Here is a 14603-nt window from a genome sequence, read left to right as displayed (position 1 = left end):
GTACAGGAACGATATCTTTGCAATCACTGCAAAATTATGGTGCCAGTCTCAGTTCGTCTTCACGGTTTGCGATAACGCAGCCGGTGAAGTCTGTCCCATCTGGCCGGGCCAACCGATGACCGCCCATTGGGGGGTCGAAGATCCCGCCGCCGTGGAAGGTTCGACTGAGGCGATGCAGCGCGCCTTTTCGCAGGTTTTCATGCTGTTGCATCGGCGGATTTCGTTGTTTGCGAGCCTGCCGATCGCGAAGCTCGAAGGCATGGCCCTCAAGCGTGAACTCGATCAGATCGGTCACGAGCTGGGGACCGGTGCCTGAAGGCATCTAACGATTCGAGCAGAGGTGTGCTGTGAGTGAAGTAACGAAAAAACTCTCTTTCCTGGACCGGTATCTGACGGTCTGGATCTTCGCGGCCATGGCGCTGGGTGTGGCGCTGGGCTATCTGGTGCCCGGTGTCGAGGATTTCATCAACAGTTTTCAGGTCGGCACGACCAACATTCCCATCGCGATCGGTTTGATCCTGATGATGTACCCACCCTTTGCAAAGGTGCGGTACGAGGAATTGCCGGATGTGTTTCGCGACAAGAAGGTGTTGGGGCTATCACTGATCCAGAACTGGGTGATCGGGCCGATCCTGATGTTTGCGCTGGCAGTGATCTTCCTGCCTGACAAGCCGGAGTACATGGTCGGCCTGATCATGATCGGGCTGGCCCGTTGTATCGCCATGGTCATCGTGTGGAACGAGATTGCCAAAGGATCGACCGAGTATGCCGCGGGGTTGGTCGCCTTCAACTCGATCTTCCAGGTGCTCTTCTACAGCGTCTATGCCTGGCTTTTTGTCACCGTGCTGCCGCCGCTGTTCGGGTTGTCCGGTTCAGTGGTCGATATCTCCATCGGGCAGATCGCCGAAAGCGTACTGATCTATCTGGGCATCCCTTGTATCGCCGGTATCCTGACACGCGTGGTGATGCTGCGGTTCGTTTCGAAGGACTGGTATCACACTTACTTTGTACCGAAGATCGGCCCTATCACGCTGATCGCCCTGCTGTTCACCATCGTGGTCATGTTCAGCCTGAAGGGAAAGCTGATCGTCACGATTCCGATGGACGTGGTGCGCATTGCCATCCCGCTGCTCATCTACTTCGTGATCATGTTCGTCGTCTCCTTCTTCATGAGCCGCAAGGTGGGCGCCAACTACAAGAAGTGCGCGACGCTCTCCTTCACGGCGGCCAGCAACAACTTCGAACTGGCGATTGCGGTGGCGGTGGCGGTCTACGGGATCAACTCGGGGGCTGCGTTTGCCGCGGTCATCGGGCCACTCGTCGAAGTGCCCGTGATGATCGGTCTGGTTAACGTGTCGCTGTGGCTGCAGAAGCGCTACTTCAAGGCTGAAGCGGTCTGATTGAGCAGTAAAAATCGTCCCGGGAAAGACTCCAGGCAGTTGATCCCGGGACCGCCTTTTCAAAGGTATCTCCATGTCCGAAAACCTCTCCACCATGCCTCAGCTGCGGGCCGACCTCTTTCAGGTGCCTGGCCAGGCTGCCTTGCGCCCCGCGCAGGTCTCGACCCATGCACCAAGGTTCCTGCTGCTCTACGGCTCCTTGCGGCAGCGTTCGTTCAGTCGCCTCATGGTTGAGGAGGCGGCGCGGCTGTTGACCGCAATGGGAGGAGACGTCCGGATCTTCAACCCGAGCGGCCTGCCGCTGCCTGACGATGCACCGGAAACCCACCCGAAGGTGGCTGAGCTGCGTGAACTGACGCAGTGGGCCGAAGGCATGGTGTGGTGCTCGCCGGAGCGCCATGGGGCCATGACGGGGATCATGAAGGCGCAGATCGACTGGATTCCCCTCAACTCGGGCGCAGTACGTCCGACTCAGGGTAAGACCTTGGCAGTGATGCAGGTCAGTGGAGGCTCCCAGTCGTTCAACGCGGTTAACCAGATGCGCGTCCTGGGGCGCTGGATGCGGATGTTGACCATTCCCAACCAGTCGTCAGTCGCCAAGGCCTTTCAGGAGTTTGATGATAACGACCGCATGAAGCCGTCTGCTTACTATGACCGGGTGGTGGATGTCATGGAGGAGCTGGTCAAATTCACTCTCTTGACGCGGGATATCACGCCTTATCTCGTAGATCGCTACAGTGAACGCAAGGAGAGCGCCGAGGAGCTGTCCCGGCGCGTGAACCAGAACAAGATTTGAGATCCAGGTTGCCCTGGGCGAATGGCGTGGTGTGTCATCGTGAGGGAAGCCCCGGGATCGTCTTCAATACCGTCGCGGCGGGGTGTGAGTTGGTCGGCACCGTACGCCGGGGCATACCGGAGTGAGGGATGGCTGTTTCCTGCCTGATCACCGCCTGGCGCACGCATGAAGCAGAGCTGCTGAACTTCATGCGCCACCGACTGAATAACCCGTCAGAGGCCGAAGATCTTCTGCACGACCTGTTCCTCAAAGCCTGGGCTCAGGGTGACAATTTCTGTTCAGTTGTGAATGCGCGCGCCTGGCTGTTTGAGGTTGCACGGAACACCCTGATCGACCGTAGCCGTCGCACCCGTAATGAAGTGACTTTGCCCGAGGACATACCCGCAATCGAGCCCGAATTTTTTGCGATAGATGGATTGGCCAACTGTCTGCCCAGGGTACTTTCGGAGCTCTCCGAGGAAGATCGCGAAGCCATCCAGCGCTGTGATCTGGAGGGAATGCCCCAGGCTTTGTTCGCGGAACTGAAAGGCTTATCTCTGCCCGGTGCCAAGTCGCGCATCCAGCGGGCACGTCAGCGTCTGCGGGCACAGATGTCAAAGGCGTGTCAGGTCCGTCTCGATGAAGCTGGCCACGTTTGTTGCTTTGTTCCCCGGCCACCACTTGGCTAAATCACGGGCTCAGGCCTGCATCCTTTTCGACCCTGTTTCGTCTACGTTTAATGAAGGCCCTATGTGAGGTCAGCCAGTTTCCATCCCACACGTTGGAGGCAGCTCATGAGCGTAATCGAAGTTGTCCTGTGTCATCCCGTCCGAACTCCCATTGGCACGTACGGTGGCAGCCTGAAGGCCACGCCAGCAACGGTATTGGGTGCAGCGGTCATCCGCGAAACCCTCCGGAGATCGCAACTTTCTTCGGAAAAGAAGGTGGGGCCATTGCCCACGGCCATCCTATCGGCGCCTCGGGTGCCGTCCTCACCACACGTCTTCTCTGCACTCGCTGCAACGGGATGGATTGAAGAAGGGTATCGTTACCCTGTGTATCGGCGGCGGCCAAGGCATTGCCTTGGCGCTGGAAGTGCTCTGATTTTTCCGGGAAGGTATCGCCAAAGACGCCGGTCGAGCCGAGGCGGTCGATTCCCTTGTTTCTCCATCGATAAGTCATCAAGAGGAGTGAGACATGGACATCATCAAGCAGATTCTGGAGTCCTTCAGCGGCACCCTGCCGAAGGACAGCGAAACGGCTGCCGCGATCAGTCGCGGTGCCGGCCCGGAAGAGATTGCGGCCTGTGCGACGGCAGAGGGCTTGCATGCGCTGGCCGGTGCGCTCTTCGAGGCCTGTGAGGAAGGCGGTGCCGGCAACGCCGCGCTCGACCCTTCCGGTCTGGTGGAGGGGGAACTGGCTGCGCGGCTGAAGGAGTTCCGACAGCAGTTGCCGGCCGGCTGCGAAACCGCCAAGTTGATTGATTCCGGCGCACGCCTGGAGGAAATCTCGGAGGCTGCGCAGAAGGAAGGGCTGACTTCCCTGGCGACGATGCTGTTCGAGGCCGAGCAGGAGCAGGACCGGACTTAGCGACCTCAAGTGGCCATGAGCGCCCGCGAAACTCCCTTGCCGATTGCACCCTCGCGGTTAGCGTGCCCTGTTCCTGCGGGGCCGCCGCTGGGTGTGATCGAGGAGGTTCATGGACCCGTCATCGACATTCTGTGCACCCGGTTGCCAGCACTTCATCAGGCTGTTTATGTGTGCCTCGATGGAGAGCGCTACATCTTTGAAGTGCATCGCCATCTCGACGAGTCGCGGGCGCGGGCCATCGCCTTGCATGGTACGGGGGGGCTGCGCCGGCTGATGCCGGTGTTCGATACCGGCGGGCCGCTCCAGATCCCGGTCACGCCGGCTTGCCTGGGGCGCCTGCTGGATATCTTCGGCCAGCCGCTGGATGGTGGCCCGGCGCTGGACACTACTGAGTTTCGCCCCATAGTTGCACCGCCCATTCCGCTTTCGGAGGCGACCGGCGTTGGAGAGATCCTGCCCACCGGTATCAAAGTCATCGACCTGCTGTGCCCCTTCGTGCGCGGAGGCAAGACCGGTTTGTTCGGTGGTGCCGGGGTGGGCAAGACCGTGCTCATCATGGAGTTCATGCACGCCATCGTGCGTTTGCACCAGGGCGTATCGGTGTTCGCCGGGGTTGGCGAGCGCATCCGCGAGGGGCATGAGCTTTGGCACGACATGCAGGACGCTGGCGTGATGCCGCGCACCCTGATGGTGTTCGGCCAGATGGACGAGTCGCCGGGGGTGCGCTTTCGCATCGGGTTGTCGGCGCTGACCTACGCCGAGTACCTGCGTGACCATGTGGCGAAGGAAGTGCTGTTCCTGATGGATAACGCCTTCCGCTTCGTACAGGCCGGCAGCGAGTTGTCGGGGCTCCTCGGGCGCATGCCGGCCACCGTGGGCTACCAGCCGACGCTACTGTCCGAAGTGGCAGAACTGCAGGAACGTATCTCATCCACCCGGAGCGGCAACATCACGGCAGTCGAGGCGGTCTATGTGCCGGCCGACGACATGACCGACCCGGCGGTGGGGGCGATCCTCGCGCACCTGGACACCAACGTGATTTTGTCGCGTAACCAGGCGGCCAAGGGGATTTACCCGGCGGTCGATCCGCTGGCCTCGGGAAGCCGGATGATGGATCGGGTAACCCTCGGAGATCGCCACTACCGGGTGGCCCAGGCGGTACGGGAGCACCTGGCCCGTTATCGGGAATTGGAAGACATCATCGCCATGCTGGGACTGGAAGCCCTGTCGGAGGCTGATCGGCTCACGGTGCTGCGGGCACGCCTGCTCGAGCGCTATCTCACACAGCCGTTTTTTGTCGTCGCCGAGCACACCGGTATCGACGGTGCCTCGGTCCCGCTGGAAAGAGTATTGACCGACTGCGAGGCGTTTCTGAACGGCCGGTATGACGCGCTGCCGGAATCGCGTTGCTACATGCGCGGCAGCATGGAGGGCGTGGAATGAGCAGCTTCACGCTTGATCTGCAAGGCGCCGTGCGCACCGAACGCCTGGAAGGCGTAACGAGCTTCGTCGGGACGGACACCAGTGGCAGCTTCGGCATCCTGCCCGGCCGCGCCCGTTTCATGACGGTTCTCGAGTATGGACTGTCACGGTTCCGCATCGCGGATGGAAGCTGGCTCTATCTGGCTTGTCCGGGGGCTGTGCTGTCCTTTTCCGACAATCACCTTGAATTGAGCACCCGCCGCTACCTGTGCGATGCCGATTACGAACGCATCTCCGCGGCGCTGGCCGGGCAACTGGCTGAAGAAGAAGACGCGCTCAAGAGCGTCAAGGACAACTTGCAGAAACTGGAACAGGCCTTGTTCCGGCGCTTGCGAAGCCTCGACCGGTGGCCCTCATGAACGATGAAAAATGGCGCCGTGATGTGGCACGGGACAGTGAAAGGCTGAAGGAGGCGGAGCGTGGCCGCCGCTCGCTGCTGGCGCAGACCGTATTCCTGGGCAGCCTCTCGGCTCTGTTTGTAGCGCCCTTGCTGGGCGGCGCCTATCTGGGACGCTGGCTCGATGGCATGGGCGAAGGCTATACGGTGCGCTGGACGGTGAACTGCATCCTGTTGGGTCTCGCTGTTGGCGTCATCAATGTTTACGTGTTCATCCGGAAGCACTGGTAATGGAAGCGGCACACATCGTCTTTCAGTTGGGCTTCCTGCAGATCACCTCAACGGTGATCACGACATGGGGCATCCTGCTTCTATTGGGTGTGGGCTCGTGGCTGGCGACCCGAAGCTTGTCCGTCGCATCCCCCGGATTGGTGCAAACGGCACTTGAGGGCGCGGTCCAGTCTATCGAGGCCGCCATCGAAGGAGTCCTGCCAGGTCGCTCCGCACTCTTGTTGCCATTTGTCGGCACCCTGTGGATCTTCGTGGCCGTTGCCAACCTGACTGGACTCGTCCCCGAACTGCATGCGCCCACCGGTGACCTGTCGACCACGGCGGCGCTGGCATTCCTGGTGTTCCTGTCGGTGCACTGGTTCGGCATCTGCAGCAGTTCCCTCAAAACCTATCTGCACCACTACCTGACGCCCAGCCCGGTCCTCCTGCCGTTCCATCTGCTGGGGGAGCTGTCCCGCACGTTGGCGCTGGCCGTGCGTCTTTTCGGCAACATCATGAGCCTGGAGATGGCGGCACTCCTGGTGTTGCTGGTGGCCGGCCTGCTGGTGCCGGTGCCGATCCTCATGCTCCACATCATCGAAGCCCTGGTTCAGGCCTACATCTTCGGCACCCTGGCGCTGATCTACATCGCCGGGGGCATGCAATCCCAGGAAGCGTCACACGCTTCCGATACAAGGTCCTCTAACGCTCCGGACAAGAAAGGAAGCTCGACATGAGCGACATGCACTGGTTTGTACTGATTTCTACCGTTGCGGCAGCGGTGGCCATTGCCGTGGGTATCATTTTTCCGGCCATTGCCATGGGACGCGCGATCACCCAGGCGCTGGAGTCACTGGCACGCCAGCCGGAGGCGGAAAAGTCCATCACCCGGACCCTGTTCATCGGTCTGGCGATGATCGAGTCTCTGGCCATCTACGTTCTGGTGATTGTCCTCATCATCCTGTTCCGCAATCCGCTGCTCGAATACCTCTTGAAGTAGGAGGCGCTCATGGGCCTCGACTGGACTACCTTTCTGCTGGAAATCGTCAATTTCCTGGCGCTCCTGTGGATACTGAAACGCTTTCTCTACCAGCCGGTGCTGGCAACCCTGGCCGAGCGGCGGGCGGGCATCGCGCGGACGCTCGGGGAAGCCAGTGACAAGGAAGCCCGTGCGACGACACTGCAAAGTCAGTTTGAAAGCCGTCTGGCCGACTGGGAACAGGAAAAGGCCGCTGCCCGCAGCGCTTTCGATGCAGAGATGGCTGCCGAGCGCGTGCGGCAACTCGATCTGCTAAGCCACGATCTGGCCGCCGAGCGCGATCGAGGGGCTGCCGTGGAAGCGCATGCCCGGGAAACCCTGAGGCGCGAACTGGCGGCCCAGGCCGACAAAGAGGCCCGGCAGTTCGCCAGTGCCTTGCTCACACGGCTTGCCTGCCCGGAGCTGGAGGCAAGGCTGGTGGATGTCTTTATTGAAGAACTGGCTGGTTTGCCCGATGCGCGTCTGGCGACCTTGAAGGCAGCCCATAACGGACATGGGCCGGCTGTCGTTACCAGTGCCTATCCGCTTTCCGACGCGCAGCGGGAGCGCATCGCCAGCACCATTGGGGCTCGCCTCGAACTTCCCGGGCGCGTCGAGTTCGGGCTTGACGCCTCCTTGCTTGCCGGGCTTCGGGTATCCCTGGGTGCATGGCAGCTGGACTGCAGTCTGGCGGGTGAGTTGGGCGTCTTTGCGGAGGCTCCGTCTTTTGCCAACTGAGTTTTTGCCGGATGTGCCACCCATAGAAAGTGCTGACCCAAAGTCAGTTCGGTGGCTGGACGACTACCGGCCGCAACTGCGCATCAGTGAAGTCGGCAAATTAGCTGCCATCGGCGACGGCATTGCCTGGGTCGAAGGCTTGCCCTCGGCAGCCATGGATGAAATCCTGCGCTTCGGGGACGGCAGCGAGGCCTTGGTCTTCCATCTGGGAAGCAAGCGCATTGGTGCGATTCTACTCAGCCAGAAGGAAGGACTCTTCGCCGGGCTGTCGGCGCATTTGACCGGGCGGCGCCTGGATATCGGCGTCGGCGACGGGTTTCTCGGCCGGGTTGTTGATCCGCTGGGGCGTCCCCTCGATGGAGCGCCCGCTCCGATGTCCATTCGTCGGCGGCGTCTTGAAGCCGCTTCACCGCCCATCACTGCGCGGGATTTCGTCGAGCGCCCCTTGCTCAGCGGCAACAAGATGGTGGACACCATGATCCCCATCGGCAAAGGCCAGCGCCAACTCATCATCGGTGATGCGGGAACCGGCAAGAGCTCGCTCGCCGTCGACACGATCATTGCCCAGAAGAACCGCAATGTCCTGTGCGTCTATGTGCTGATCAGCCAGAAACGCTCCGCGGTTGTTGCCACCATCGAGACCTTGCGTCAGGCCGGGGTGCTCGACATCACGTGCATCGTGGTTGCCGAGGCCACGACCACGCCCGGACTCAAGTTCCTCGCACCCTTTGCGGGCTGCGCCTTGGCTGAGGAGTGGATGGGCGCCGGGCGGGATGTGCTGGTGGTCTATGACGACCTCACCACCCATGCGCGGGCATACCGGGAGCTTTCGCTGTTGCTGCGCCGGCCACCGGGACGGGAGGCCTATCCGGGCGATATTTTCTATCTCCATTCACGCCTGCTGGAGCGCTCCACCTGCCTGTCGGCCCGCTATGGCGGTGGCAGCATGACGGCCCTGCCCATCGTTGAGACCGAGCAGGGTGAGATATCCGCGTACATCCCGACGAACCTGATTTCCATCACCGACGGTCAGATTTATCTCGACCCGGCCCTCTACGCCCGCGGCTTTCTGCCAGCCATCGACATCACTCGGTCGGTGTCGCGGATTGGTGGCAAGGCCCAGGTACCAGCCATCAAGGCTGAAGCGGGTCGGATGAAACTCGATTTCCTGCAGTTTCTCGAACTCGAAGTATTTACCCGCTTCGGTTCGCGCCTCGAAGCGAGCGTCGAAGCCAAGATCAAGCGCGGTCGGCTGCTCCGGGAATTTCTCAAGCAGGACCGCCTGGCGCCCCTCTCGCCAGAGCAGCAGATGGCCTGGCTGGTGGCCTACAACGAGGGCTTCCTTGACCATCTGGTGGGCACTGCGCTGCAGTCCAGCCTGGCCGAGCTGCTGCGATGGGCGCTTGCGGGTGGCCCCGGGCTTGCCGCGCCGCGTGAGGACTGGCGCGACGCGGTGAGCGGGCTGTTGCGGGAGAAGGGCCATGAGCCGCCGGCGTGAGATTGCCACGCGGCTTGAGGCGCTTTCCGACATCGCCGGCATCATGTCGGCGATGAAAGGGCTGGCGTTGATGGAAACCCGCATTCTCGCCGAATTCATCGCCAGTCAGCGGCGCATGGTGGCTGGTATCGAGAAGGCGGCCGCAGACTTCCTCGCCTGGCATCCGCAGCTGGTTACGAAGCCGGTCGAGGGGCATGAGTTGTGCGTGCTGGTCGGATCAGAACAAGGCTTCTGCGGAGACTTCAACGAAGCCTTGCTGGCTCACCTGGAATGCGTGTGCAAGACGCAAGCTGCCCCCGTCCGTTGGGTGCTGGTCGGGCGACGGGTAGAGGGCCGGGTCGGTGAGCGGGCCTGTGTTGAACTGGCGCTACCGGGTGCCATCGTCGCCGACGAGGTACCCGCGGTTCTGCTGCGACTGACGCGTGAGCTGGGTCGCCTGCTGGATCTGCCCGAACTGGCTGGCTACGGACTTTCCGCGCTCTACCATTGCGATGCCACCGGCGAAGTGCGCATGCGGCGCCTGCTGCCCCTGCGTGACTTGCCGCAGCCCGGCGTGCAGTCGCACGCCCCGGAGTTGAATCTCCCACCCGCAGATTTTTTGCGCGGGCTGACCGGGCACTATCTCCATGCAGCCCTCAACGAAGTGCTTTACAGCTCCCTCATGGCCGAGAACCGTCAGCGCCAGACGCACATGGACCGCGCGCTGCAGCGCCTCGATGAAGACAGTGCCCGCCTCAAACTCACCTACAACACCCAGCGCCAGGAGGAAATCACCGAGGAAATCGAGGTAATCCTGCTTTCGGCCGACATGCAGAAAGAAGCGGATTACGGAGGGTGAGCTGCGTCCTTTTGCTCGGACGTGCGTCATCAAGGTAAGGACGCACCCGAAAACAACATGAGCGAAAGGTCAGGGTTTCCATGCTTGTCATTGCCGCAGTCGTCACATTCGTACTGACCACGGTGCTTTCCATGGCGGGAGTCGGTGCGGCTTTTGTGTTGATCCCCGTCTTTCTGGCCCTCGGGGTCGAACTGCACTCGGCCATGGCAACCGCCTTGCTGCTCAACGCGATCGCCATGGCCATCGCGTCGGCCACCTTCATTCGCAAGGGTTTGGTCGAGTGGCGCATGGTGGTGCCGATGCTGGTTACTGCCGTCATCGCCTCGCCGCTTGGGGTGCAGCTAGGTCGGGGGCTGGATCGCAGCCTATTGCTCTGGCTGTTCGTCGCTTTTTTACTTTTTGCCAGCTTGATGATGCTGTTTTATAAGCCGAAGCCGCGTGTGATGGGAGGCTCGGTGAAGAGTGGCCTGCTGCTCGGACTGCCCGTGGGAGCCGCGGCGGGTTTTGTTGGTGGCTTGCTGGGAGTCGGCGGCGGCAACATCATCGTCCCTGCGTTGGTCGCGGCTGGGCTGGAGCCAAAGCGGGCCTCGGCCAGTGCTTCATTCGTGGTGATATTTGCCTCCCTGTCGGGTTTTCTGGCCCACATTCAAGTTGCCGATCTCGGGCCGGCGCTACTTGGAGCGACGGCCCTGGCAACAGCAGGTGGCGCGGCTCTCGGTGCCTGGATGGCCACCGAAAAATTACGTGCTGATCAGCTCAAGCGGATCATCGCGCTGGTGTTGCTGGCCGTCGCCATCAAGACTGCCTGGGGATTGCTATGACGGCACATGACCACAACCACGATCACGAAGTCGCGCAGACGCCCGATTCGGCGCGTGACCACGCCCACACCCATTCGGCAGCGGGAAGAACCCTTTTGCTTGCCTTGGTGTTGACGCTCGGCTTCTCGGTTGTCGAACTGCTTGCCGGCTGGCGTTCCGGATCACTGGCCCTGCTGGCCGACGCTGGCCATATGGTTACTGATGGCGCTTCCCTGGGGATTTCGGCTTTGGCTGCTTGGCTGGCCGCTCGGCCGCCCAGCCGGCGGCATACCTATGGGCTTGGGCGGGCTGAACTCCTCGCGGCACTGGTCAATGCGTTGTCCATGCTGGCCGTGGTTTTCGTGATTGCCACCGAGGCCTGGCATCGTCTGCAAAGCCCGGGCCAGATTGATGGCGCAACCGTCAGTGTTGTTGCGGTGCTCGGGCTCGTGATCAACCTTGTTGTGGCCTGGGTACTTTCCCGTGGTGAGCGGAACCTGAATGTTCGGGCCGCATTGCTGCACGTCATGGGCGATGCGTTGGGTTCGGTCGCGGCCATTGTTGCCGGTGCCGTCATCTGGTTCACCAGCTGGACGCCCATTGACCCGTTGCTGTCGATTCTCATCGGGGGCCTGATCCTCGCCTCCAGCGTGCGTCTGTTGCGAGAAGCCTTGCATGCCACCCTGGACGGGGTGCCTTTTGCCATGGATATCGAGCAAGTCGGTCGGGCACTGGCAGGTGTGTCGGGCGTCAGGGAAGTGCATGATCTGCACGTCTGGCCGATCGCTGCTGAACGCCTGGCGCTGTCGGCACATGTGCGGGTGGAAAACCTTACCGCGTGGCCACAGACACTTAAAGCGCTGACGGCGGAGGCTGCCAAGCTCGGCATCGGACATGTCACGTTTCAGCCGGAGGATGTGCCTGTGATACATCCCGTCCAGTTTGTTCCTGCAGGTTGGCAGAAGACACAGCGGTAAATTCCGCTCCTGACCGGTTTATGGAGCAATCGTGCGTGCCGGCAGGCTCGGAGCGTTCAATCATGCCTGGAAGCCGGTGCATCTTTCTGAGGGCTCTTCCGTCTACCTGAGTGTCAGCAGCACTTTTCAAGGAGAGCATCATGACCACCCAGTACATCCCCCCGGAATGGGCCTTTGAATTTCACGGCCACCAGTGTCCATTCATGCCTTTGGGCTACCGAATGGGCCGCCTTGCAATGGAAAAGCTCGGTGTCGAGCGCGAGAAAGACCATGGATTTTTCGTCTTCCCCGAACTCGGTGAAGGCCACCCCCAGACCTGCCTGATGGACGGCATCCAGGTGGCTACCGGCGCCACCTATGGCAAGGTTCTGATGGCCAAGACCTTCTACGGCAAATTGGCCGCAGTTTTCTACCACCCTCAGAAGGGCGCGATCCGTCTCTCCTTGCAGCCCGATTTCATCGATGCAATGGGGGAATTCCAGTTCTTCGCTTATCGGAAGAAGGGAATGGAGCCGTCCCAGATTCCTGTTGAAGCCCAAGAGGAGATCCTGAAGTGGGTTTACGAACAAGCCGATGATGTGCTGTTCAAGGTCGAGGCGAAGCCGGACTTCAAGTACACGCCGGTCAAGGGCTCCTTCAACAAGACGAAGTGCTACGTTTGCGGTGAATACGTTTTTGAGCGCTATGTTCGTACCAAGGATGGACAGCCGGTCTGCATTCCGTGCTCGGGCTACTGAGTTAAGCCATCCCGAATCGTCCGACATGGCTCCAGATGCCGTGCGCGCTACCGGAAAATGCAGCACAAAGACTGCATCCTTTTTCTGGATGGATCGTCTTCCAAGACAAGACCCCGTTTCGGAGATGCACCATGCCTGCCGTTCCCTTAGCTGCCCCTGACCGCAACAAGCTTGGCCGCTGGTTGCTCGGCATTGCCGTTGCCACCGTTGCCTGGCTCCTTGCTTACAGCCAGCTCACCGCTTTTGCCGACGGCGTGGTCGAGACTCTGGGCCTCTCGCGGCAAACTCACTTCGGCGAGGCGGTGCATTTCTTTTTTTACGACACCCCGAAGGTGTTGCTGCTCCTGACCGGGATCGTCTTCGTCATGGGCATCGTCCAGACCTTCTTCTCACCTGAGCGCACCCGCGCGCTGCTGTCGGGCAAGCGGGAGGGAGTCGGCAATGTTCTCGCTGCATCCCTGGGGATCGTGACGCCTTTCTGCTCCTGCTCGGCGGTGCCCTTGTTCATTGGCTTCCTGTCTGCAGGCGTGCCTTTGGGGGTGACCTTCTCCTTTCTGATCTCGGCGCCGATGGTTAATGAGGTTGCCTTGGTGCTGCTGTTCGGGATGTTTGGCTGGAAGATCGCTGCGCTTTACCTCGGGATGGGGCTGCTGGTGGCCATCGTGTCAGGCCTCGTGATAGGCAAGTTGAAGATGGAGCGCTACCTGGAGGACTGGGTGCAGAAGATCCAGGCCGGCAGCACGGCCCATCACGTCGGTGAGCGTATTTCCTGGGTGGAGCGCTTTGAAGCGGGGGGCGCCCACGTCAAGGAAATCGTCGGCAAGGTGTGGCCCTACATTCTGGCGGGCATCGGACTGGGGGCCGCCATCCACGGCTTCGTGCCGGAAGACTTCATGGCGTCCTTCATGGGCAAGGACGTCTGGTGGGCCGTGCCTGCCGCGGTGGTGCTGGGGGTGCCGATGTACACCAACGCGGCTGGCGTCATTCCGATTGTCGAAGCACTGATCGGCAAGGGGGCGGCACTGGGCACCGTGTTGGCTTTCATGATGAGTGTGATTGCATTGTCTGCGCCCGAGATGATCATCCTGCGCAAGGCGCTCAAGCCCCAGCTTATTGCGACTTTTGCCGGCGTGGTGGCCTGCGGAATCCTGATCGTGGGCTACGTCTTCAACCTCGTGCTGTGAGGTTTTCGATCCGTGTCCTGCCTGTCGGACATTTGGCCCTGAAAGTTAAAAACGCTTTATCCCGCTTTGTCATTTTCACGAAAGGAATTTCCATGAAAAGCATCAAGGTTCTCGGCACAGGATGTGCCAACTGCCGCAGCACCGTTGCCTTGGTTGAGGCTGTGGCCAAGGAGAAGGGCATTGAGATTGCCCTCGAAAAGGTCGAAGACCTGCCGGCGATCATGGGCTACGGCGTGATGTCGACGCCGGGCGTGGTGATCGATGGTCAGGTTGTCCATGCAGGGGGTGTTCCGACCAGAAGCAAGGTCGAAGGGTGGTTCTGACCCAAGCCTCAACTATTGTAGCCTCATCCACTTCAATCTCATCGCGGTAAATCGAAGCTTGAGAACTCGGAAGATCTAAGCAATCGAGGCGGTGTGAAGATGACCCGTGCTTTAGTCAGAAAGCTCCCCGAGCGACTGTGGGCTGCATGAACGGGTGATGAGGGTGCATTCGATGTGCTTGCTCTGATAGTAGTGGTCACGCGATCCGGGCCGGTTGAAAGGCTTGACGAACAGGCTGATCGTCAGCGACGAACTCTCCATATCGGCACAAAACCGCAGCTTCTGCGGCTCGGCTCTCCGCGGCAGCTAACGAGGGACGACCGTGTTGCAGGGGGGGCGCCTTGAGACCCAGGTCTTGATAGAAACCAATCGGGTCGTCTGCATCGAGAGCGCTCCCGGCTCTACGACTGCGAAAATGTCGAACTCAGCGCGGCGCTCGGGCTGGTGTACCGCTGTTAGCGGCAGTGCATGAACTTTGCTTGCTATAGGAGAGTACTTTATTATTAGTCGTTGATCCCGATTGCGGGTTCTAGTTCTTGAAAAGAGCACAACTTAATTTTTTTGGTTGCAGTCAACGTCTTATATAAATCAAGTGCTTATGTTTTATTTGGGATACAACTTTATTATTTTTATACA

General features: G+C 60.5%; 19 protein-coding genes. All 19 read left to right on the top strand.

All coding sequences use genetic code 11. The features are described from left to right. Positions 1-115 precede the first annotated feature (115 nt). Positions 116-316 carry a low molecular weight phosphatase family protein gene (locus ETQ85_RS22250; protein WP_148581252.1) on the top strand — a complete coding sequence of 67 codons (201 nt, stop codon included), beginning with the start codon at positions 116-118 and terminating at the stop codon, positions 314-316. Positions 317-347: 31 nt separating this feature from the next. Next, complete coding sequence (arsB, locus tag ETQ85_RS22245) at positions 348-1400, top strand: ACR3 family arsenite efflux transporter (protein ID WP_148581251.1); 1053 nt, start codon at positions 348-350, stop codon at positions 1398-1400. 73 nt (positions 1401-1473) lie between these two features. Next, complete coding sequence (arsH, locus tag ETQ85_RS22240; protein ID WP_148581250.1) at positions 1474-2196, top strand: arsenical resistance protein ArsH; 723 nt, start codon at positions 1474-1476, stop codon at positions 2194-2196. A gap of 128 nt (positions 2197-2324) precedes the next feature. Beyond that, entirely contained in the window at positions 2325-2864 is a 540-nt protein-coding gene (locus ETQ85_RS22235; RefSeq protein WP_148581249.1) for a sigma-70 family RNA polymerase sigma factor, read from the top strand. 199 nt (positions 2865-3063) lie between these two features. Further along, a complete protein-coding gene (locus ETQ85_RS27095) occupies positions 3064-3279 on the top strand; it encodes a hypothetical protein (protein WP_342781982.1) in 216 nt (71 codons plus the stop codon). Positions 3280-3372: 93 nt separating this feature from the next. Next, complete coding sequence (locus tag ETQ85_RS22225; protein ID WP_148581248.1) at positions 3373-3765, top strand: hypothetical protein; 393 nt, start codon at positions 3373-3375, stop codon at positions 3763-3765. A 15-nt stretch (positions 3766-3780) separates the two neighbouring features. Further along, positions 3781-5208, top strand: a complete 1428-nt coding sequence (atpD, locus tag ETQ85_RS22220; RefSeq protein WP_222862259.1) for a F0F1 ATP synthase subunit beta — start codon at positions 3781-3783, stop codon at positions 5206-5208. After that, the gene (locus ETQ85_RS22215) at positions 5205-5606 is read left to right on the top strand and encodes a F0F1 ATP synthase subunit delta/epsilon (RefSeq protein WP_148581246.1); all 402 of its coding nucleotides are present in this window, start codon (positions 5205-5207) and stop codon (positions 5604-5606) included. The genes atpD and ETQ85_RS22215 overlap by 4 nt, the downstream gene beginning before the upstream one ends. Continuing rightward, a complete protein-coding gene (locus ETQ85_RS22210; RefSeq protein WP_148581245.1) occupies positions 5603-5875 on the top strand; it encodes an AtpZ/AtpI family protein in 273 nt (90 codons plus the stop codon). Before ETQ85_RS22215 ends, ETQ85_RS22210 begins: the two co-directional genes overlap by 4 nt. Next, complete coding sequence (locus ETQ85_RS22205; RefSeq protein ID WP_148581244.1) at positions 5875-6591, top strand: F0F1 ATP synthase subunit A; 717 nt, start codon at positions 5875-5877, stop codon at positions 6589-6591. The genes ETQ85_RS22210 and ETQ85_RS22205 overlap by 1 nt, the downstream gene beginning before the upstream one ends. Beyond that, positions 6588-6854, top strand: a complete 267-nt coding sequence (atpE, locus tag ETQ85_RS22200; RefSeq protein WP_148581243.1) for an ATP synthase F0 subunit C — start codon at positions 6588-6590, stop codon at positions 6852-6854. Before ETQ85_RS22205 ends, atpE begins: the two co-directional genes overlap by 4 nt. A gap of 9 nt (positions 6855-6863) precedes the next feature. Further along, a complete protein-coding gene (locus tag ETQ85_RS22195) occupies positions 6864-7610 on the top strand; it encodes a F0F1 ATP synthase subunit delta (RefSeq protein WP_148581242.1) in 747 nt (248 codons plus the stop codon). Further along, complete coding sequence (locus ETQ85_RS22190; protein WP_148581241.1) at positions 7600-9108, top strand: F0F1 ATP synthase subunit alpha; 1509 nt, start codon at positions 7600-7602, stop codon at positions 9106-9108. Before ETQ85_RS22195 ends, ETQ85_RS22190 begins: the two co-directional genes overlap by 11 nt. Continuing rightward, a complete protein-coding gene (locus ETQ85_RS22185) occupies positions 9092-9946 on the top strand; it encodes a F0F1 ATP synthase subunit gamma (RefSeq protein WP_148581240.1) in 855 nt (284 codons plus the stop codon). Before ETQ85_RS22190 ends, ETQ85_RS22185 begins: the two co-directional genes overlap by 17 nt. 80 nt (positions 9947-10026) lie before the next feature. Continuing rightward, positions 10027-10767, top strand: coding sequence for a sulfite exporter TauE/SafE family protein (locus ETQ85_RS22180; protein WP_148581239.1), 741 nt, complete (start codon positions 10027-10029; stop codon positions 10765-10767). Then, complete coding sequence (locus tag ETQ85_RS22175; protein ID WP_148581238.1) at positions 10764-11723, top strand: cation diffusion facilitator family transporter; 960 nt, start codon at positions 10764-10766, stop codon at positions 11721-11723. Before ETQ85_RS22180 ends, ETQ85_RS22175 begins: the two co-directional genes overlap by 4 nt. Before the next feature lie 140 nt (positions 11724-11863). Beyond that, the gene (locus ETQ85_RS22170) at positions 11864-12460 is read left to right on the top strand and encodes an FmdE family protein (protein WP_148581237.1); all 597 of its coding nucleotides are present in this window, start codon (positions 11864-11866) and stop codon (positions 12458-12460) included. A 131-nt stretch (positions 12461-12591) separates the two neighbouring features. After that, the gene (locus tag ETQ85_RS22165) at positions 12592-13644 is read left to right on the top strand and encodes a permease (RefSeq protein WP_148581236.1); all 1053 of its coding nucleotides are present in this window, start codon (positions 12592-12594) and stop codon (positions 13642-13644) included. A 92-nt stretch (positions 13645-13736) separates the two neighbouring features. Continuing rightward, on the top strand, positions 13737-13967 hold the full coding sequence (locus ETQ85_RS22160) for a thioredoxin family protein (RefSeq protein WP_148581235.1): 231 nt from the start codon (positions 13737-13739) through the stop codon (positions 13965-13967). Positions 13968-14603: the final 636 nt, after the last annotated feature.

The sequence above is a fragment of the Zoogloea oleivorans genome, assembly GCF_008107625.1.
GTDB classification, from domain to species: domain Bacteria; phylum Pseudomonadota; class Gammaproteobacteria; order Burkholderiales; family Rhodocyclaceae; genus Zoogloea; species Zoogloea oleivorans.
This window is presented reverse-complemented; position numbering and strand designations above follow the sequence as displayed.